An 18,888-nucleotide genomic window follows, 5' to 3' on the forward strand; every position below is an offset into this window, starting at 1 on the left:
GGACACACAGAAACGGCCGGCCTGCACCCGCCCCCGGAGCGCCCCGGCGCCCCCGCGGGGCGGGGATGCCGGGGGGCGGCGGTCGTGGAGCAGCGTGCGCGGGGGCCGGCTGTTCACCGGCACGGGGGTGCGCGGGGGTCACGGGCCCCGGCCCGGTGCGCGGCGCGGGCGTGGCGGGCGGGGTGCGGCGCGGGTGGGCGGGCCGGGGCCGGTCAGGGGGTCAGGGAAGGTGGGCAGAGGGTCGGGGTGGGTGGGTCAGGGGGTTGGCGGGGTGGGGGGTGCGAGGTGGACGGGCAGGGTGCGGTAGCCGCTGATGATGAACGACTCGAGCGGCTGCAGTTCGCCGACCGGGCGGGCCAGGCGTATGCCGGGGAAGCGGGTGAAGAGCGCGGACAGGGCGATGGTGGCCTCCAGGCGGGCCAGCGGGGCACCCAGGCAGTAGTGGACGCCGTGGCCGAAGGCGACGCTCTCGCCGCGCGGGCGCAGCAGGTCGAAGGTGTCGGCGTCCTTGCCGTGGTGGGCGGGGTCCAGGCCCGCGGCGGCGAAGGACACGATGATCACGTCGCCCCTGCGGATCAGGACGCCGTCCAGGTCGATGTCCTCGACGGCGTAGCGCAGGGGGATGTAGGCGGCGGGGTTGTGGGTGCGCAGGGTCTCGGCGATCACGTCGGGCCAGTCGGCGCGGCCCGCGCGCAGGTGTTCCAGCTGGTCGGGCAGGGAGAGCAGGGCGGCGACCGCGTTGCTGATCAGGTTGCTGGTCGTCTCCTGTCCGGCGCCGATCATCAGGTTCAGGGTCGAGATCAGTTCCTGTTCGCTCAGCCGTTCACCGCCGTCCCGGGCGGCGATCAGCGCGGAGGTCAGGTCCGGGCCGGGCTCGGCGCGCCGGGCGGCGACCAGGGCGGCCAGCAGTTCGGTCACCTTGTCCTGGGCCCTGGCCATCTCGTCGGCCGGGACCGAGGTGCCCAGGGTGGTGTCGATCGCCGCGCACAGGGCCTGCCGGTCGGGTCCTTCGACGCCGAACAGTTCGCAGATCACCCGCATCGGCAGCAGCTTCGCGAACGCCGTCCGCAGATCCACCACCCCCACACCCACACCCTCCCCTTCGCCGCTGCCGGGGCCGTCAGCGGCGGCGGGGGTGGGAGTCATCTCGTCGAGCAGGTCGGCCGTGATCCGCTCGATCCGCGGGGCGAGTTCACGGCTGCGGCGCGCGGTGAACGCCCCCGCCACCAGCCGCCGCAGCCGGGTGTGTTCCTCCCCGTGGGCGAACAGCATCGTGGGCGCCGACACCCAGTGGTACAGCGGCCACTGCGACGTGATCCGCCCCTGCACGAACGCCGGCCAGTGCCGGCCGGCGTCCTTGGAGACCCGCCTGTCCGTCAACAGCCGCTTGAGCGGCTCGTGTCCCGTCACCGCCCACGCCCGGACCCCGCCCGGCAGCACCACCCGCGCCGCCGGCCCCTGCGCCCGCAGCAACGCCGCCTCCCCCGCCAGATCACGCCCCGTCACATCGAGCGCATACGGACACCCCACCCCGTCCACGCCCCTCTCCCCCGCCACATCCACATCCACGTCCACGTCCACGTTCATGTCGGTGTCCATGTCCGACTCCCCCTCAAATTCGTCCGGGCTTCTTCACGCCGCGCCCCATGGCGCGCACCGCCACCCTGCCCACCCCCACGCCCCCGCACCCCCACACCCCGCCCCCGACCACCCCGGCCACCCCGGCCCCCGGCCGGCCGGAGCGGACCGCCGGACGGGGCCCCTGGCCGCCGGCCGGCCGCACGGGCCGGGGGGGGGCAGGGGCCTCCCGGTGCGGGCCCGGCCGGCCGGGGGGTGCTCCTGCCTCGTCCGTCAAACTCGGCGAGGACGGCCGCCATGAGGGACGGGCATCAGGGGCGGGACGGGACGGGCCGCACGTCCGTGCACCACTTCGCCTTGCACGAAGACGCCGTCGGCCTGCGGGCGACCTGGCGGAGGGGCGGGATCCGGGCCTTGCGGACAAGGCGGGGATGACACCACTGCACTTCGCCGCGCAGGCCCGGGCCGCGACGGCTGCCGCAATCATCCTGGCGGCGGGTGCATCCATGGACGTGGGCGACGGGAACGGTAACACCGCCCTGTTCACCGCGGTGCACACCTACCGAGGGGATCCGGGAACGCACCAGGTGCCGCTGCAAGCCGGCGCCGACCCCGAGCAGCACAACGCGCGGGCGTCAGCCCGCACGGTCTTACCGACCTGATCGGCAACTACGACGTGGCCGTTCACATACCCGGCGCGGGACAGAACCGGAAGGCACCCACGACAGCACACGCCACCACGGCAGGAAAAGCCCGCCCACGAACGGAAGTTCCCCGAACCGGAACGGCAGCCCGCGGGCGGGCGAGTACGAGAACACGAGCAGGCAGGACCGGAAGAGAACCGGCCAGAGCCGCACCACGGCGGCCCGACCACGGGGCGGCGGCGCGAGCACGGGGGCGCGAGCAGGGCGTGACTGCCGGGTTGTGGGGTCGGAGGATGCCCGCACGCCCGGCCAGGGGCCGGTGGCCCCGCAGAAGGACCAAGAGGGGTGTGGGGGCCGCCGCCCACGGGCGGGGCGAAGGGTGCGGGGGCCGCCCGTGGGTGGACCAAGGAAATGCGGGCCGCCGCCCGTGGGCGGCGGCGTGAAGCCGGGGAGCGGAGGTCAGTGGGCGGCGGGCTCGGGGCGGCGTCGCGGCGGCGGACGGCCTCCTCGTAGGCGCGCACCCCGCGGTCGGGAGAGAAGTCCAGGCGGACCAGCACCCCGGGCACGGCGATCGCCGTCATCAAGAACCGGTACAGATCGGCGACCCGTTCGGTCATGTCCTGGCGGCCGGTCATGATGTTCGACAGCACCTGCACCCCGGTGAACGCGCCCACGAACGTCTTGGCCGCCCCCACCAGGTCCACATGCGGCAGGATCTCCCCCGCCGTCTGCGCCTGCTCGAACAGGACCTGCGTCTGCTCCGTCCACGCCTGCATCGGCACCCGCCGGTCCAGCCCGTCCCGCAGCGCACCCTGCTCCACCGTCAGGCGCACACTGCCCCGCACGATCGGGTCCCCGGTGTCCCGGCGCAGCAGATACGCCAGCAGCAACGCCCGGTCCACCGCCGTCTGCAGCATCAACTCGCCCTCCGGCAGGTCCGGCAGCGCATGCACCTGCTCCGCCAGCACCCCCTGCGCCAGCTCCTCCTTGGAGGCGAAATGGAAATACAGCGCCCCCTTCGTCAGACCCGACCGCTTGAGGATCTCGGAAATGGTCGCCGCCTCGTAACCGACCTCGTCGAACACCTCGGCCGCCGCCACCAAAATCGCCCGCCGCGTCCTCACGGCCCGCTCCTGCCGCGCCATCACCACCACCTCCGACATCCCCGCACCAACGAAAAGAAACCGGCGGGTTCGTATCTTAGCAGCCCAGCGCTCTGCGGCCAGCCCGCGAACCCACCCCGGGCCCGCCACCGGGCACCGGTCCGTAAACACCACGTAACCAAACCACCATGCCGGTTTTAGTTAGGGGACCCAAAGGTCCCTTTCAAGCGGAATGATCGCGTCCGACCAGCACCGTAACCCGGCATATGCCGTCGCCACGACTCTCCAGTGTGACGCACGTCACCCTGAAACCTGCCCAGCGCCTTGAAAACAAAACCGGTGGGTACGTATCTTTGGGCCCTGCGCTTCCCTAGACCACCGGACGCCCCTATCCCGCGGGAGAGGCCATGACCCTGCTGACCCAGCCCATCCAACCCCCCATCCCCACCACCGGGCAGGACACCCCCACCGCACCCCCCACCGCCCCGGCCAGCACCAACCCCCGCACAACCACAGCCACAGGCGCGGGCACAGACGCAGGCGCGGGCGCGTGCACAACGACCCTCCCCACGGGCACGGACACCGCCACGGACACGGGAACGGGCACGGACACGAGCACGGGAACGGGCACGGGCACGGGCACGGGCACGGGCACGGGCAGCATCGCCACCCTCTCCACCGACGCGCCGACCCTCACCACAGCAACGGCAACGGCAACGGCAACGGCAACGGCAACGGCAACGGCAATCGTCACCACGGGTGGTGTCACCACGGGCGTGGGCGCCGGAACGAGAAACGGGTCAGGAACGGCAACCGGGAACGGGGCGGGGACAGGGACGGGAACAGCGACCGTGACAGGGACCCGGACGACGGCGACCGGGAACGGGGCGGGGTCAGGGACGGGAACGGTGACCGTGGCAGGGACCCGGGCGACGGCGACCGGGAACGGGGCGGGGACCCGGGCGACGGCGAGCGGGGCGGGGTCGGTGGCGGGCGGCAGACCGGCGCCGATATCGACGCCGGTCACCGCCCCCGCCCCCACCACCCGCTTCCCCCCGCCGCCACCCGCCGCCACCCGCCGGCCGGCCGGCCGGCCCAGCGGCGACGACGACACCGACCACGCCACCACCGACGCCGTCACCCGCGAACTGCGCCACCTGCTCTTCGACGGCGACGAACAAGACACCCTCCACACCCCCTGGCGCACCCTGATCACCCACGACGAATTCCTCACCCACGACGACGACCTCACCCCCACCCAGCGCACCGCCCGCTCCTACCAGCGCCTGCGCCTGCTCAACGACACCGCCGCCGGCGACCCCCTCGCCCTCGCCCGCGACCCCCGCCGCCTCGCCGCCCTCCACGAATGGACCGGCATCGCCGACAGCGCCCTGGGCACCCTCGCCGGCATCCACTACAACCTCTTCCTCGGCACCCTCCTCGACCACGACCACCCCGAACAACGCGACCTCACCCCCTACACCACCCTCAAGAACACCGGCACCTTCCTCGTCACCGAACTCGCCCACGGCAACGACGCCGCCCACCTCGAAACCACCGCCCACCACCACCCCGACACCGGCGAGTTCACCCTCCACACCCCCACCCCCGGCGCCGCCAAATTCATGCCCAACACCACCACCACCGGAGGCCCCAAAACCGCCCTCGTCGCCGCCCGCCTCATCACCCACGACGGCACCGACCGCGGCATCCACCTCTTCCTCACCCCCTCCACGACACCGACGGCCCCCACCCCGGCATCCACATCACCCCCCTCCCACCCCGCCACCTCCCCCACCCCGTCGACCACGCCATCACCACCTTCACCCACGTCCGACTCCCCCCCACCGCCCTCCTCCAGGCCCCCCACACCCGCCTCGAGGCGGACGGCACCCACCACACCACCCACGGCAACCCCCAAAAACGGTTCCTCACCACCATCGACCGCGTCACCCTCGGCAAACTCTGCATGAGCGCCGCCGCCACCGGCACCGCCCGCGCCGCCCTCACCATCGCCGTCCACTACGCCAACCACCGCCACACCACCCACCACAACACCCCCACCCCCCTCACCACCCACCGCGCCCACCACGCCCCCCTCATCGACCACCTCGCCACCACCTACGCCCTCACCCTCCTCCACCGCCACACCCTCACCCACCACACCCACCACCACCACAACACCCCCCTCCCCCCCACCCCCACCAACCCCCGCTACCCCACCGACCCACCCCCCACCAAAGAACAGACCCACCACCTCACCGCCCTCACCAAAGCCTTCACCACCCACCACGCCCGCACCATCACCACCACCTGCCGCGAACGCTGCGGCGCCTGGGCCCTCCACCCCCACAACCCCCTCGCCCACTACACCCAACACCTCGAAGGCACCATCACCGCCGAAGGCGACAACCTCCCCATCACCCTCAAAGCCGCCACCCACCTCCTCCTCAACCCCCCACCCCCACCCCCCACCACCCCCACACCCCCCAACCCCCTCACCAACCTCACCCACCTCAAAAACCTCCTCCACCACGCCCAACACATCTGGCACACCCGCACCAAACAAGCCCTCCACACCCCCACCACCCCCCACACCCCCCACACCCGCTGGAACAACGCCACCCAACCCGCCCTCACCATGACCCACCTCCACACCACCCTCCACACCACCAACGCCCTCCTCACCACCCTCAACCACACCACCCACCCCACCACCCACACCCACCTCAAAAACCTCACCAACCTCTACCTCCTCAACAAACTCACCCCCACACCGCCGACCTCATCACCCACCACCACCTCACCCCCCACCACCACAACCACATCCACACCACCATCAACCACCTCCACCACACCCTCCACCCCCACCTCACCACCCTCACCAACGCCCTCAACCACCCCCACCAACACACCCCCACCCCACCCCCCCACTAGGGGCGAAGATCCCTGCCGTGCCCGGAGGTTCCCGTGCTCCTCGACCTTCTCCGCTCCGTGCCGACCTGGCGGCCCGCGCCATCCCCGACGGTGCCCCGCTGACCGTGCTGGACCACCTGCTCGGTGCCACAACCGGCGGCGTGCGCCTGGCGCAGCTGCTGCGCCCTCCCGGCCGGCGCCACGTCCGCCGGGTGCTAGAACCGGGCATGACCTTCACGACGTCGGGTGCCGCTGCTGCCGGCATCAAGGCCACCGGCAGCGTCGCCGCTGCACTGATAGGCCCCTACCGGCCCACGGGCGTTCCCGGCTGGGCACCAAGGAGGACCGGGCGGAGGCGTACGGCGGCTGCTGGACGCCTCCACCCGCTCGTTCAACTACGCGTTCCAGTTCTCCCACCTGCAGCGCGAGGCGGGCCGGGCGGCGCACAAGCTGCTGCTGGGCCAGATCCCGCAGGCGTGGGAGGTCAGCGGCGAACTCATCGGCGCACTGCACGGCGTACGGCATTGCGGCACCGTGGCGGTCATCGCCGCGGCGGAGGAACTGGTCGCCGCGACCAGCGACCTGGAGCTGAACGAGAAGGACAGGGCCCGCTTCCAGCGGCAGGCTGAGGCGGTCGTCACGGCGCAGCGCCTGTTCCTCGACGCGTGCCGGGAGGACCTGTCGTACGCCACCAAGCGGTGGCAAGCTGCTGGGCCGGTACAAAGACATCGGCCGGACAGAAGGCGCGCCGCCGGGCGTTCCAGTCTCCACTACGACCGGCTCGGCCCGGCGGGGGTGTTCGGATCGGGTGTGACGGTCCGGCCCATGAACTGGCACCGAGGACCACTACCTGGTCGCCCAGCTCGTCGAGTAACGGCAGCGCAGTTCACGTCCGGCGGGGCCGCGCCCAGGGCAGTCTCCCCCTGCGCGGTCCCGTCGGCCCGCCTCGACGGCTCCGCGGCGCTGCTCCCTGCACCGCCTCCAACCCCGGCTGCGGCCACCGGTACAGAACCGCGGTCACCGCCGTGTCGCCGCGCAGGTCCACCTCGACCTGGTAGTACACCGTGCCGTCCGGCCGGTCCTGCCGGGCCAGGACCGGCGCGTACCGCCACCGCCCAGCCGACCACACCCGCAGCGCCGGACGGTCCCCTGGCCGCACGCCCACACCATCGGCCGCGGCCCGTCACCCGGCGCCCACGGGCGAGGCGACTGCGGTTCCTCCGGCGTGCTGGTCATGCTCCCGACTGTATGCGGCGGTCGAGCCGCGCCTGCCGAGCATGGCGCGACGCAAGACCGGGCCCAACTAGGCTGCACGGTCTACTCGCCGGCGAGGCAGTGCCGGACATTGAGTGTCTTCAAGTCCTTGCCCGAGGAGCCGGTGGACCCGGAGGAGGAGCCGTATGAGGAGGTGGACACTCCAGAGAAGCAAGCCTCCCCGGACGGCGTCACGACCGATCCGCAGCCAGGGGACCGGAGCCACTGTCACAAGACCGACAACTCTGAGATCGAGCTGTGCCAGAGCCGTACCTACAACGCAGACATAGGAAGGGCAGCGAAGGCGCTCGCGGCGCCCTCCGACCCTCTTGTCCCCTGGTGCAACGACCCGACTGTCGGCGGATACACGCTCACCCGCGACGAGGGCTGCCACAAGATCGGCGTAGTGGCCCAATGGTGGCGAATCAGCCCCAATGAGCCGCCCAAGCTCATCGGCACGGCCATGTTCCTCGTCCGCGAGGAGATCAAGCTGAACACGAAGGGCACCAAGGGCGCTGAGTGGCTTCAGCAGAACACCATCGCGCCCCTGTCCATCGACGGCGCGCTCGGCACCGTGACGCTCGACTACTGGGACGTCACGTGGCGGTGACACAGTCTGCCAGAGGGAGTTCGTCGGTCCCGAATTCACCGGGCCGACCTCCTGGACCACTACCTCCTCGGTGACCGAACAGACAGTCCAGACGCGCAAGTTCACCTGGAAGACCGCTGCGGCCGGTCAGCAGCAGAAGTTCGACCGGGGCAACTTCCTCGGCTTCAAGGCGTCCGCCGCGCCCGCCTCGGTGAAGATCACCGAACCGAGTTGGGTGTTCTGGGAGCAGGTCCGTTGCGACCAGATCATGCGCGCCAACACCTCGGTGGGCTGTGTCTTCCCGAAGTACACGCCGACGTTCAACCTGAAGCTGAAGAACGCTGAAGGTGCCGCCCTGTATTACCTGGAGATGCGCGACAAACTCGATTGGCATCCCGGCAGTAAGAAGCACAACAGTCCTTTGCGCCGTGAATTCGACGGAGCGAAGGCGTGATTCTATCGCTCGATCCGCCAGTCAAGGCGATCCACCAGATCTCCGCCGATCACCACCGGCGCCCCGGACAGTGCGGGGTCGGTGATGGTCGGTGGGGACTGCATCACTTGAGGGACGTATCGGTACGCTCGCCCGCTGCCCTGGACACCCGAGCCGGATTCAAGGCCGTCCGCGATCTTGTCGAGCATTTCCCCCAGGCTCGCCCACCGGATCACGCCCCACGGATCCGAACCTTCAAAATCGATCTCCCGGACGCTTCCGTAGGTGCCCCCAGGACGATGGTCGACCGCGAGGTACTCGCCGGTATTGGTGACTGCAATGGGCACCCAGAACTCGTATGCATCCGGCGGATCCCACGGCCCTTCCGGACCTTCGGGATCCAACCCGTCATCCGTGAATTCACTGCGGAAATCATCAAAAGCCTCCCTGAAATGCTGCGGACCACCCTCCATGCCCTCAGCCTTGATCGGGGAGTACCGGAACGGCCAGAGGGAACTCCCTGGCAGAGCACCGTCATGAATACGAAGCCATTGCACAAGGTGGGGATGAAGCGGATATGGGAGGGCGTCCTGGAGGGACTGGATGGACTCCTCAGAGGCCGGGGGGCGCAGGGCTTCGAGGTCGGCAGTGCACTGGTGCTGGTGAACCCAGTTCTTGATACGGGACCAAGCCTGAATGACATCGCTCATAGCGCCCACCATATGAGTGACTGAGCGTTTTCAGCATGGCCACCGATCGGGTGACACGGACGGTGTGCGCAACGCGCCAGCACACTCCTGATCCTGATTTCGTGCGCCACCATGGCGTTGCGCAGGTAACAGGCGACCAGCTCGGGGAAGTGCCGCTGGGTCAGCGATGCCCGCTTCGAGACACACGCCGACCGCGTCACAGCGGACCTCGACCGGTCGCAGGCTGAGAGCGTGTCCGAAGGCAGGCGGAACCCTGTGGACCGCGCAGGTGGTGGCCGCCACGCCGTGACACAGCACCCGGAAGTCCGCTGAGCTCGAACGGATTCAATAGGCTCGCATGGTGTCACCTGGTCTTTTGCACAGGAAATCTTGTGGCGCGGTGAAGTGACCGGTCCGGGCTGAGCCACGCCAGTCACGGGCGCGTGGCAGTTCCAGCGGGAAGCCGAGAGAGGCGGTGTCCAACTGTGGACCAGCGGATGACGGTGCTCAGCGAGAGCCGGGATGATCCATTCGCTCTTCACCTGGCCGCCTCGGCGGTGCTCGACGACCGGGGAACAGTGGTCGGATGGAGCCGGCGGGCCGAGGAACTGCTCGGCCACTCGGCGACAGGGGTGATCGGCCGTCCGGCGCGCGAAGTCCTGATCGCTCCCCGCGACCTGCCGGCCGCCCGGGAGGCCGCGGCGCTGTGCGGCAGAGCCGGAGGCTGGTTCGGCGTACTGGCGGTGCGGCATCGCAACGGGCGTCTGGTGGAGATGGGGTTACGGGTACGTGCACTCCTGCGCGAGGGCGGCGTCCGCGAGTGGTTCCTCGTCGGGGCGCCGACGGCCGAGATCCTCGAGTGGCAAAGGGACCGCGCGGTTCTCGACGGGCTGTTCCGCCGGTGCCCGATCGGGCTCGTCGTCCACAGTCCCGAGATGACGATTCTCCGGGTCAACCGGGCGGTCGAACGGTTCACCGGCGTTCCGGCCGCCTCGTTCCGGGGAATGCCCACCGGTGCGTTGCTGGTTGCAGAAGATGCGCGGAATTCCGTGGACCGGGTGCGCCGGGTCTTGCAGACCGGAAGATCGCTGGTCGCCACCGAGCAGTACACCCGCCTGGAGCGGTATCCGACTCGGGAGCGGGCCGCGTCCGTATCGGCCTTCCGGCTGGAGGATCCGTCCGGCCGGGTCCTGGGAGTGGCCGAGACCGTCGAGGACGTCACCGAACGCCATCGGGCTCGACTGCGGCTCGCGCTCCTCGCCCAGGCAGGCGCCCGCATCGGAACCACCCTCGAGGTAGGAGAGACGGCCTGGGAGCTTGCTGATGTGACCGTCCCTCAGCTGGCCGACCATGTTTCAGTGGATCTGTCGCAACTGGTGACGCGCGGTGAGGAGCCGGCCCAGGGCTCGACAAGGTCCGTCGTACGGGTGGCGGTTCGTAGCGCCCACGCCCGGCAGCCCGAACTCCCGCGGCCGGGAGGGGAACCCGTCGAGTTCGCACCGGACACCCCACAAGCCAGGTGCCTGGCCGACGGACGGGCAGTTCTGGAGTCCGTTCTTCCACCTGACCGATTCGCCATTGAACCGCGCCAGCGTGAGCTCGTTCCCGACCCAGGTGCCCATTCTCTGATCGTTGTTCCCCTGGTCGCGCGTGGCCTGGTGCTGGGCGCAATGAGTCTGTGGCGCTCGCGGCGCCCCGACCCGTTCGAAGCGGACGACCTCACGCTGGCCCAAGAACTCGGCTCGCGCGCCGCCGTCTGCATCGACAACGCCCGGCGCTACACCGAGCAGCAACAGACCGCCCTCGCCCTGCAACGCAGCCTGCTGCCGAGGGCGGTTCCGCGCCAACCGGCTGTCGAGGTGGCCCCGCGCTACGTCCCGGCCAGAGCGGCCTCGGGGCTGGGCGGCGACTGGTTCGATGTCATTCCCCTGTCGGGATCCCGGGTTGCGCTCGTTGTCGGCGACGTGGTCGGCCACGGGATCCACGCCGCAGCCACCATGGGTCGGCTGCGTACAGCCGTACACACCCTCGCGAGCCTGGACCTGGAACCGGACGAGGTTCTCTCCCGCCTGGACGACCTGGTCAACCTGTTGGCCGCCGAACAAGAAGCAGTCGGTGAGCAACCCGTGGGCGAGCAGGTCATCGGCGCCACCTGCCTCTATGCCATCTACGACCCGGTCTCCCAGTTGTGCTCCGTGGCGCGCGCCGGCCACCCACCACCGGTGGTGACCGCCCCGGACGGACAGGTGAGCCTGCTCGAACTGCCCGCCGGCCCACCCCTCGGCCTGGGCGGGCTGCCGTTCGAGGCCCGGGACGTCGAACTGGCCGAGGGAAGCCTGCTGACCCTCTACACCAACGGACTCATCGGTGAACGCCACATCGACATCGACACGGGCCTGGCACGGCTGTGCGCGGCGCTCACCCGCCCCGCCGACCCCCTGGAACGGACCTGTCAGGCGGTGATCGACTCCCTCGTACCCCCTCACCCCGCGGACGACATCGCCCTGCTCGTCGCCCGTACCCGCGTGCTCCCCCCGCAGAACGTCGCCTCGTGGCGGCTTCCGCTGGATCCGAGCTCCGCGGCTCGGGCCAGGACCCTGACGACAGCCCAGCTGACCGGATGGGGCCTCGAGCACCTTGCCTTCGCCACGGAGCTGGTCGCCAGCGAGTTGGTCACCAATGCCTACCGGTACGCCACCGGCCCCGTGACCCTGCGACTCATCCGTGAACGATCTCTGATCTGCGAGGTCACCGACACCAGTCACACATCACCCCATCTGCGTCGGGCACGCACCACGGACGAGGGCGGGCGTGGCCTGTTCCTGGTGGCCCAGCTGACCGAGCGCTGGGGTACGCGCTACACCCGCGAGGGGAAGACCGTCTGGACCGAGCAGCCACTGCTGGAGCCGTAGACCGACATGCCGCGAGCAGCCGCCACCGGAGCAGGCCCCGAGCCAGGGACCTGTCCAGCCGCACACCACACAGCGCCACCGAGGAGTAGCACGAAGCGTTCCGGGCCCTGGCAGGGCCCGGAGCCACCTGTCCGATGATTCCTACGAGTGGAGTACGAGGCGACCGTCCGCATAGGGGAGGGCCTTGGCGCGCGGAAGATGCACCAGGAACTCTTCGACCGCCGGAATCCCGTTCTCCCGCGGCACCTTCGCCCGGATGAGCTGGCCGGCCACCTCCATCTCGAGCACCCGCTGCGGCCCGTGGTCCCGGACGTTCCGAAGCCTGGCGGGAAACGTATTGGGCCCGGGTTCCGTGACGACTTCGACGTACTCGGGCCGGATTCCCACCTGGCTCTCGGAGGTGCTCCGCGGAATGTCCCACGCCATGGTCAGGTCCCGGCCCCAAGAGTGACGTTCCCGTGGGCCCGGTCCACGGTCAGGAAGTTCATTGCCGGCGATCCGATGAAGTAGCCGACGTACGTCGACGAGGGGGCCTCGAAGAGCTGCTCCGGGGTGCCCTGCTGCATGGCTCGGCCGTCCTTCATGACCAGCACTTCCTGCGCAATGCTCATTGCTTCGTACTGGTCGTGGGTAACGTAGATCACTGTGGGCCGGAACTGCTCGGTGATCTCACGGATCTTGCGCCGCAGGGAGTGCTTCAGCTGTGGATCGATGACCGTCAGTGGCTCGTCCATCAGCACGGCCGCCACGTCGTCGCGGACAAGACCACGGCCGAGCGAGATGAGCTGTTTGTCGTCGGCGGTGAGCCGCCGGGCGGGCTGCCCCAGCCGGTCGTCCAGGTCCAGTGCCTCGGCGACCTGATGGACCTTGGCATCGATCCTTGCCTTGTCCCACCGGCGGCACTGCAGGGGGAAGGCGAGGTTCTCGTACACCGTCATCGCCTGGTAGATGACTGGAAACTGGAACACCTGGGCGATGTTGCGCGCCTTCGTGGGCAGAGCCGTGACGTCAGCGCCGTCGAAGAGGACCTGGCCCTGTGACGGCCTGACCAGCCCGGACAGGATGTTCAGAAGCGTGGTCTTGCCGCAGCCCGACGGGCCGACCAGTGCGTAGGTCTTGCCGGCCTCGAAGGTCAGTCCGAGTGGCTTGAGAGCCCACCGCTCCTCCTCGAACCCAGGCGTGTAGCTGTGCCCGACGTCGACGATGTCCAACTGCGTCATTTCAACGTCCTTCCACTGGAGCGAGAGCATAGGAAGGCGTCTGCACGAGCGACCCTTCCTTGTCGAAGGCGAACAGGCGCTCAGGACGCAGTCGCAGTTTCACCAGGTCGCCGAGAGCGACGTCATGGATGCCCTCGATCTGTATGACGAACGGGGTCGTCTCGCCCACGGCCGCATGGACGAACGTCTCCGAGCCGGAGATCTCGACGAAGGTCACCTCGCCCTCGACACCGGCGGAGGCCAGGCTGACGTCCGTCGCGCGCAGGCCGAACTGGTAGACCCCGTCGGGCAGGTCGGCGAGATGCGCGGACACGTGCGTGGCCTGGAACCCGGCCACCGTGACCTGCCCGCTCTCGATGCGTCCCGTGAAGATGTTCATGGGCGGGTCGTTGATGATGGAAGCCACCGTGGTCGTCGCCGGGCGCTCGAAGACCTCCTGCGGCGAACCGATCTGGAGGATCTGTCCTTCGTGCATGACCAGTACCACGTCACCGAGCATCATCGCCTCGGCGGGTTCCGTGGTGGTGTAGATCACTACCGTGTCGCCCTGGTCCGAGAAGAGGGTTCTGAACTCGTCGCGCAACTGTTCACGCAACTTGTAGTCCAGATTTGCCAGCGGCTCGTCGAGCAGGAGGATGCCCGTGCCGCGGGCCAGGGCGCGAGCCAGCGCAACCCGCTGCTGCTGGCCACCGGAGAGCTGAGACGGCTTGCGCCGCTCGAAGTCGGCCAGCCCGACGCGTGCCAGACTGCTGGTGACACGTCGCCGGATCTCGTTTCGCGACAGTCCCGCCCGCTTGAGCGGGAAGGCGACGTTGTCGAACACGTTGAGATGCGGGTAGTTGATGAACTGCTGGTAGACCATGGCGGTGTCGCGTCGCCACACCGGCGTTTTGAGGAAGTCGGCTCCCTCCCTCGTCAGTGCGCCGGAATCCACTGCCTGCAGACCGGCCAGGACCCGCAGCAGGGTCGTCTTCCCCGCCATCGTCCGGCCGATCACAGTGTGGAGCCGTCCCGGCACAAAGGTCGCGGTCACCTGCTTGAGATGGTCGACGCCGTCGACGGTCAGGCACAGATCAGTAGCACTCAGGTTCATCGGACCGCTCCCGAGAGGTTTCCCTTGGACAGATAGCGCTCGACCCAGAGCGCGAGAAGGATCAGCGGCGCCACGCCGAAGAGAGCGGCGGCGGAGAGGGTCCACCACGGCGGGATGGACGAGTTGAGGGCGACGACGGCCTGCGGCAGGGTCTGCACTTCGGTGAAGGTCAGCCGGAAGGCGAAGAAGAAGTCGTTCCAGCCGAAGACTGCGCAGAACATCGCGGCCACGGTCAGCCCGGGCAGGGAGTTCGGCAGGATCGCACGTACGAAGGTCTGGAACGGGGCGCAGCCGTCGAGCATGGCCATCTCGTCGATCTCTCGCGGGATGCCGTTGAAGAAGTCGACCATCACCCAGACGGCGATCGGCAGCAGCAGGGCGACCGTCACGATGACCAGGCCCACGACGGTGTCCAGGAGGCCTGTCCACTGCAGCAGGTAGAAGAACGGGATCACCAGGACGACGGGCGGCATGATCCGCTGTGACACGAAGAAGAAGACGATGTCGCTGTTCTTGATGAAGCCGAACTTGAAGCGGTATCGGGACAATGCGTAGGCGGCCAGGGAGCCGAGGACGAGGCTGATGGCCGAGGCGAGGACAGTGACGACGGCGCTGTTGAGGAAGGGCTGCGTCACATCGACACCGCCGGCTCCGCCGAAGATGTTGCGCCACCCGACGACAGTGGGTTCGTACTGCAGCCAGGGGAGGTAGGTGGCACCGCCCTGGACGCCGTTGACGTCCTTGAAACTGGTCGTCATGGCCCAGAAGAACGGTCCTGCGACGAAGCAGGCCCAGAGGGCGATCACGGTGTACTTGAACACGGGATAAAGGCGTGACCTCATGAGTCCCCCTTCAGCTTGAAGGCCCTGGCGAGCAAGGCCGCGGCAACCGTGAGCGTGACGATCATCAGAACCAGATAGGTCAGGGACATCGCCCCGCTGTATCCGGTCTGCTGATCCCTGAGCCCTTGGATGTAGAGGTAGTAGCCCGGCGTCTCCGTGGAGGAGCCCGGCCCCCCGGATGTGAGCACGTAGACGCTGTCGGAGAGCTTGGACGCCTCGATCAGCCGGATGATGATCGCCGCGACCGACACCGGTGCCATGAGCGGGAAGGTCACCTTCCGGAAGGTGCGCCACGGGCCCGCCCCGTCGATGGCCGCGGCCATGAACGGCTCCTTGGGAAGGCTCAGCAGGCCTGCCAGGAGCAGCAAGAACATGAACGGGGTCCACTGCCAGACCTCGACGGTCATCAACGCGACCAGGGCCGGCCCGGACTCGGTGAGCCAGGGAACCTTGGACAGGCCGAGCATCCCGAGGAGATCGTTCACCGGCCCCAGCGACTCGTGGAAGATCATCTGCCAGATGGCAGCCATCACCACGGGAGTGGTCATCATGGGGACGAGGAACAGCACCCGCCAGAGACGACGACCGCGAGCCTCACGCCAGACGAGCAAGGCCATCCCGAACCCGATCACGTACTGGATGAGGACTGTGCCGCCGGCCAGCAGGACCAGGCGCATGATCGACGCCCAGAACCGGCTGTCGTGCAGCATCGCCGTGTAGTTGGCCCCGCCTATGAAGTCCAACTGAGGGTTGCTCACGTTCCAGCCGGAGAAGCTGACACGAATGGTGAACAGAAGCGGAAAGATGATGATCAGTGCGAGCGTGAGCAGTCCTGGGAGGAGGAACATGCTCTTGTGCCGGCGCAGAGCTTCCATGATTGTCCTTGCGGAAGTGGGCAGGCGCCACCTGGTGGCCGACCGGCTCGGCGGGCCACCAGGAGCGCTCCTGCGATCAGGTCAGTTGTCCTCGAGTGCGACCACGTGCCGATAGGCGGTTCGGACCTTGTCCTTGCCGATCCGGTCGGTGATCCGCTCCCACTCCGCCGCCACGTCGTCCAGCGCGCGCTGCGGAGCCTGCTGCCCGGCGAGAGCCGCGGCGACGCCGTTGGCCAGTGCCGACATGTACCCGTTGACACCCGGTACGCGCAGGTCGAAGACGCGGTTGGTACTCGACTCCATGCCGGAGAGCGTGTGGACGTACGACTCGGCGACGTCCTTCTCCCAGCCCTGCCGCTCCCAGAACTTCGCGTCGAAGTGCGCCTTGCGGTAGGGGTTGACGCCGAAACGGCCGATGGTCAGGTCGAGAGCGGTGTTGGCCTCGTTGCTGAAGAAGCACAGATAGTCGAAGGCCATGTCCTGGTTGCGCGCGGCCTTGGCCACCGCCGAGGTCCAGCCCCAGGTGAAGTAGGGCGCTTGATTGGGCTTCTTGTCCCACGCCTTCGTGGTGCGGTTGTAGGCCTCGTCGGACCCCGGCAACGGGGCCGCCCCGATCTTGTTGCGGATCGTCCCGTCCGGCTGTTGGCCTTGGATGAAGGCGTCGTCCCACGAATAGGACATCACGCTCTGCCCCCCGCCGAACGAGAGGATTTCGTCCCCGAGACCGAAGTTCGCGCCGCCCGGTGCCCAGGTCGACTTGGCCTTCACCATGTCTTCGAGGGCGCGTACGAAACCGGGCGTGTTGATCAGCGGCTCCATGGTCTCGAGGTCGAAGAAGAGACCACCCCCGACGTCCGGGTGCTTGACGTATGGTGCCGCACGACTGATGAACGCCGAGAACGTCAGGTCGTCACGCTTTGTCACCTCGGCACTGCCGAAGTTCGGCTTGCCGTCCCCGTCGACGTCCTTGCCGCTGAAGAAGGCGGCGACCTCCTGGTATTCGGCCCAAGTCCTGGGGGTCCGGAGGTCCTTGCCCGTGGCTGCCTTGTACGCCGCCTGCCGCTTCGGGTCCCCGAGGACATCTGTCCGGACCTTGAGGTAGTGCCTGTCACCGTCGACCGGGTACTGCACGACCTTCCCGTCCCAGGTCGCCACGTCCATATAAGCCTTGGTGACGTCCTTCATGCCGGGGGTGTCCAGATACTTCTTCGGTACCGGGGCCAGATGTGGGGCCATGTCGCCGACCCACAGGGAGGGGTAGAACATGACGTCGTACGCCGGCTGGCCCGCTTGCAGGGGTGTGAGGATCTTCTGGTGCAGCTCCCCGAAGGGGACGTTGATCACCTCCACCTTCGCGCCGGTGATCTCCTCGAACTGCTCGGCATGCAGCTGGGTCGGCTCGCCGATGACGGGGATGGCATGGCTGATGATCTTCAGCGTCTGACCGGAGTAGTCCTTGCGGCTGATCGACTCGTAGCTGCAGGGGCCCGGGACGTCCCTGACCTTCGTCTTGGGGTAGCTCTTGCTGTACTTGCTGTAGCTGATCTCCGAACCCGGCTTGAACAGCGCCGGCTTGTCCGGCTTGTTCTCGACAGGACCCTGACCGGTGCAGGCGGTGGCGGTGAGGGCCACGACGATCGCGGCGGCGACCACACCTTTGTACGAACTGTTGCGCATGGGAGTGCTCCTTCGACCGTCAGGGAATCAAGATCGCTCTGCCGCGCACGGCACCGGCGGACAAGTCGTCGAGGGCGTCCTGGAAGGACGCGAGGGGATATCGCTGGGTATGCAGGCCGACCTTGCCCCGGGCTGCCAGCACCATCAGCTCGGACAGGTCGTTGTAGGACCCCACGAGGTTCCCGATGAAGTTGATCTCGGTGGAGATGACGTCGATCGTCGGAACGTCGAGCCGGCCGCCGTAACCGATCACGTAGTAGTTGCCGTTACGGCGCAGGCAGGCCACGCCCGTCTCCACGGCACCGCCCTCGCCGACGAAATCCAGGACCGCTTCCGCACCGTGCCCTCCGGTGAGTTCCCGTACGCGCTCGATCTCACTGCCGTCGGCGATCAGCGTGTGATCCGCCCCCAGCTCCCTGGCGAGCGCAAGGGCATCCGCGCTCCGGTCGATCACGATGATCTCGACCGGAGAGAGAGCCCGGAGCACCTGGATACCGATGTGCCCGAGGCCTCCGGCGCCGATCACCACAGCGCGGTCCCCCGGCCGCAGGAACCGGGCCGCCTTGGCGACAGCGTGGTACGCCGTGAGCCCGGCATCGGCCAGAGCCGCCACCGAGGCAGGCTCGAGGGACGGGTCGAGCGCAACGACGGAGCGGGCGGTGGTCTTCAGGTACTCGGCATAGCCCCCATCGGCGTCGATCCCCGGGAAGGCCGAGCTCATACAGTGCACGTCGTCGCCGTCCCGGCAGGCCCGGCACAGACCGCAGGTCACGAGCGGGTGAAGGATCACCGGGTCGCCGACCCTGACGTTGGTGACGGCCTGCCCCACCTCTTGCACCCAGCCGGCGTTCTCATGGCCGATGGTGTACGGCAGGGCGACCCCGCTCTTGGCGGCCCACTGTCCTTCGAGAATATGGAGATCGGTGCGGCAGACCCCCGCACCTCCCACCTTCACGATCACGTCCAGCGGACCGGTGATCTGCGGGTCCGGCACATCCACGAGCACTGGCGGCTCGTCGTACTCGATGACCTGCACGGCTTTCATGGCGCTCCCTGCGAATCG

At 68.6% G+C, this 18,888-nt stretch carries 16 protein-coding genes; 4 read left to right on the forward strand and 12 right to left on the reverse strand.

Annotated features, from left to right (window positions below; all coding sequences use genetic code 11):
* Positions 1-255: 255 nt before the first annotated feature.
* Together GLX30_RS01120 and GLX30_RS36025 are read right to left on the reverse strand one after the other, a co-directional pair.
* Complete coding sequence (locus GLX30_RS01120) at positions 256-1,599, reverse strand: cytochrome P450 (RefSeq protein ID WP_244257939.1); 1,344 nt, start codon at positions 1,597-1,599, stop codon at positions 256-258.
* Positions 1,600-2,137: 538 nt separating this feature from the next.
* Positions 2,138-3,475, reverse strand: coding sequence for a ScbR family autoregulator-binding transcription factor (locus GLX30_RS36025; protein ID WP_347879677.1), 1,338 nt, complete (start codon positions 3,473-3,475; stop codon positions 2,138-2,140).
* A 758-nt stretch (positions 3,476-4,233) separates the two neighbouring features.
* Between GLX30_RS36025 and GLX30_RS01135 the strand changes: the two genes are divergently transcribed.
* Positions 4,234-5,298, forward strand: a complete 1,065-nt coding sequence (locus tag GLX30_RS01135) for a hypothetical protein (RefSeq protein WP_159682423.1) — start codon at positions 4,234-4,236, stop codon at positions 5,296-5,298.
* A gap of 775 nt (positions 5,299-6,073) precedes the next feature.
* Here the strand turns inward: GLX30_RS01135 and GLX30_RS34850 are convergent.
* Both GLX30_RS34850 and GLX30_RS34855 read right to left on the reverse strand, forming a co-directional pair.
* Positions 6,074-6,232, reverse strand: coding sequence for a hypothetical protein (locus GLX30_RS34850; protein WP_244257940.1), 159 nt, complete (start codon positions 6,230-6,232; stop codon positions 6,074-6,076).
* Positions 6,233-6,636: 404 nt separating this feature from the next.
* On the reverse strand, positions 6,637-6,882 hold the full coding sequence (locus GLX30_RS34855; protein ID WP_244257941.1) for a hypothetical protein: 246 nt from the start codon (positions 6,880-6,882) through the stop codon (positions 6,637-6,639).
* A gap of 767 nt (positions 6,883-7,649) precedes the next feature.
* On the opposite strand from GLX30_RS34855, the gene GLX30_RS01145 reads away from it, so the two are divergent.
* On the forward strand, positions 7,650-8,105 hold the full coding sequence (locus GLX30_RS01145) for a hypothetical protein (protein WP_159682429.1): 456 nt from the start codon (positions 7,650-7,652) through the stop codon (positions 8,103-8,105).
* 70 nt (positions 8,106-8,175) lie between these two features.
* Positions 8,176-8,538: a hypothetical protein gene (locus tag GLX30_RS01150; RefSeq protein WP_159682431.1), complete on the forward strand. Its 363-nt coding sequence runs from the start codon at positions 8,176-8,178 to the stop codon at positions 8,536-8,538.
* A 2-nt stretch (positions 8,539-8,540) separates the two neighbouring features.
* On the opposite strand, the gene GLX30_RS01155 is transcribed toward GLX30_RS01150, so the two are convergent.
* Positions 8,541-9,227: an SMI1/KNR4 family protein gene (locus GLX30_RS01155; protein WP_159682434.1), complete on the reverse strand. Its 687-nt coding sequence runs from the start codon at positions 9,225-9,227 to the stop codon at positions 8,541-8,543.
* Positions 9,228-9,703: 476 nt separating this feature from the next.
* Between GLX30_RS01155 and GLX30_RS01160 the strand changes: the two genes are divergently transcribed.
* Positions 9,704-12,118 (forward strand): SpoIIE family protein phosphatase, encoded by a 2,415-nt coding sequence (locus GLX30_RS01160; protein ID WP_208545337.1) that lies wholly within the window; start codon positions 9,704-9,706, stop codon positions 12,116-12,118.
* A 141-nt stretch (positions 12,119-12,259) separates the two neighbouring features.
* Here GLX30_RS01160 and GLX30_RS34860 read toward each other — a convergent pair whose 3' ends face one another.
* The 7 genes from GLX30_RS34860 to GLX30_RS01190 form a co-directional block, all read right to left on the reverse strand.
* Positions 12,260-12,544 (reverse strand): hypothetical protein, encoded by a 285-nt coding sequence (locus GLX30_RS34860; protein WP_244257942.1) that lies wholly within the window; start codon positions 12,542-12,544, stop codon positions 12,260-12,262.
* Between the two features lie 2 nt (positions 12,545-12,546).
* A complete protein-coding gene (locus GLX30_RS01165; RefSeq protein WP_244257943.1) occupies positions 12,547-13,338 on the reverse strand; it encodes an ABC transporter ATP-binding protein in 792 nt (263 codons plus the stop codon).
* Position 13,339: 1 nt separating this feature from the next.
* Positions 13,340-14,431 (reverse strand): ABC transporter ATP-binding protein, encoded by a 1,092-nt coding sequence (locus GLX30_RS01170; protein ID WP_159682440.1) that lies wholly within the window; start codon positions 14,429-14,431, stop codon positions 13,340-13,342.
* A complete protein-coding gene (locus GLX30_RS01175; RefSeq protein WP_159682442.1) occupies positions 14,428-15,273 on the reverse strand; it encodes a carbohydrate ABC transporter permease in 846 nt (281 codons plus the stop codon). The genes GLX30_RS01170 and GLX30_RS01175 overlap by 4 nt, the downstream gene beginning before the upstream one ends.
* Positions 15,270-16,148 carry a sugar ABC transporter permease gene (locus tag GLX30_RS01180; protein WP_159682444.1) on the reverse strand — a complete coding sequence of 293 codons (879 nt, stop codon included), beginning with the start codon at positions 16,146-16,148 and terminating at the stop codon, positions 15,270-15,272. The genes GLX30_RS01175 and GLX30_RS01180 overlap by 4 nt, the downstream gene beginning before the upstream one ends.
* 81 nt (positions 16,149-16,229) lie before the next feature.
* Positions 16,230-17,825: an extracellular solute-binding protein gene (locus GLX30_RS01185; RefSeq protein ID WP_159682447.1), complete on the reverse strand. Its 1,596-nt coding sequence runs from the start codon at positions 17,823-17,825 to the stop codon at positions 16,230-16,232.
* A 19-nt stretch (positions 17,826-17,844) separates the two neighbouring features.
* The gene (locus tag GLX30_RS01190) at positions 17,845-18,870 is read right to left on the reverse strand and encodes an NAD(P)-dependent alcohol dehydrogenase (RefSeq protein WP_159682450.1); all 1,026 of its coding nucleotides are present in this window, start codon (positions 18,868-18,870) and stop codon (positions 17,845-17,847) included.
* Between the last annotated feature and the right edge of the window lie 18 nt (positions 18,871-18,888).

The organism is Streptomyces sp. Tu 2975 (assembly GCF_009832925.1).
Taxonomy (GTDB): Bacteria; Actinomycetota; Actinomycetes; order Streptomycetales; family Streptomycetaceae; genus Streptomyces.

What these genes read in the sequence shown, in the direction of transcription:
- GLX30_RS01190 (WP_159682450.1), bottom strand. Translation starts at nt 18,870, where the DNA reads ATGAAAGCCGTGCAGGTCATCGAGTACGACGAGCCGCCAGTGCTCGTG.
- GLX30_RS01170 (WP_159682440.1), bottom strand. Translation starts at nt 14,431, where the DNA reads ATGAACCTGAGTGCTACTGATCTGTGCCTGACCGTCGACGGCGTCGAC.
- GLX30_RS01155 (WP_159682434.1), bottom strand. Translation starts at nt 9,227, where the DNA reads ATGAGCGATGTCATTCAGGCTTGGTCCCGTATCAAGAACTGGGTTCAC.
- GLX30_RS01175 (WP_159682442.1), bottom strand. Translation starts at nt 15,273, where the DNA reads ATGAGGTCACGCCTTTATCCCGTGTTCAAGTACACCGTGATCGCCCTC.
- GLX30_RS01165 (WP_244257943.1), bottom strand. Translation starts at nt 13,338, where the DNA reads ATGACGCAGTTGGACATCGTCGACGTCGGGCACAGCTACACGCCTGGG.
- GLX30_RS01180 (WP_159682444.1), bottom strand. Translation starts at nt 16,148, where the DNA reads ATGGAAGCTCTGCGCCGGCACAAGAGCATGTTCCTCCTCCCAGGACTG.
- GLX30_RS01185 (WP_159682447.1), bottom strand. Translation starts at nt 17,825, where the DNA reads ATGCGCAACAGTTCGTACAAAGGTGTGGTCGCCGCCGCGATCGTCGTG.
- GLX30_RS01160 (WP_208545337.1), top strand. Translation starts at nt 9,704, where the DNA reads ATGACGGTGCTCAGCGAGAGCCGGGATGATCCATTCGCTCTTCACCTG.
- GLX30_RS01120 (WP_244257939.1), bottom strand. Translation starts at nt 1,599, where the DNA reads ATGGACACCGACATGAACGTGGACGTGGACGTGGATGTGGATGTGGCG.
- GLX30_RS34860 (WP_244257942.1), bottom strand. Translation starts at nt 12,544, where the DNA reads ATGGCGTGGGACATTCCGCGGAGCACCTCCGAGAGCCAGGTGGGAATC.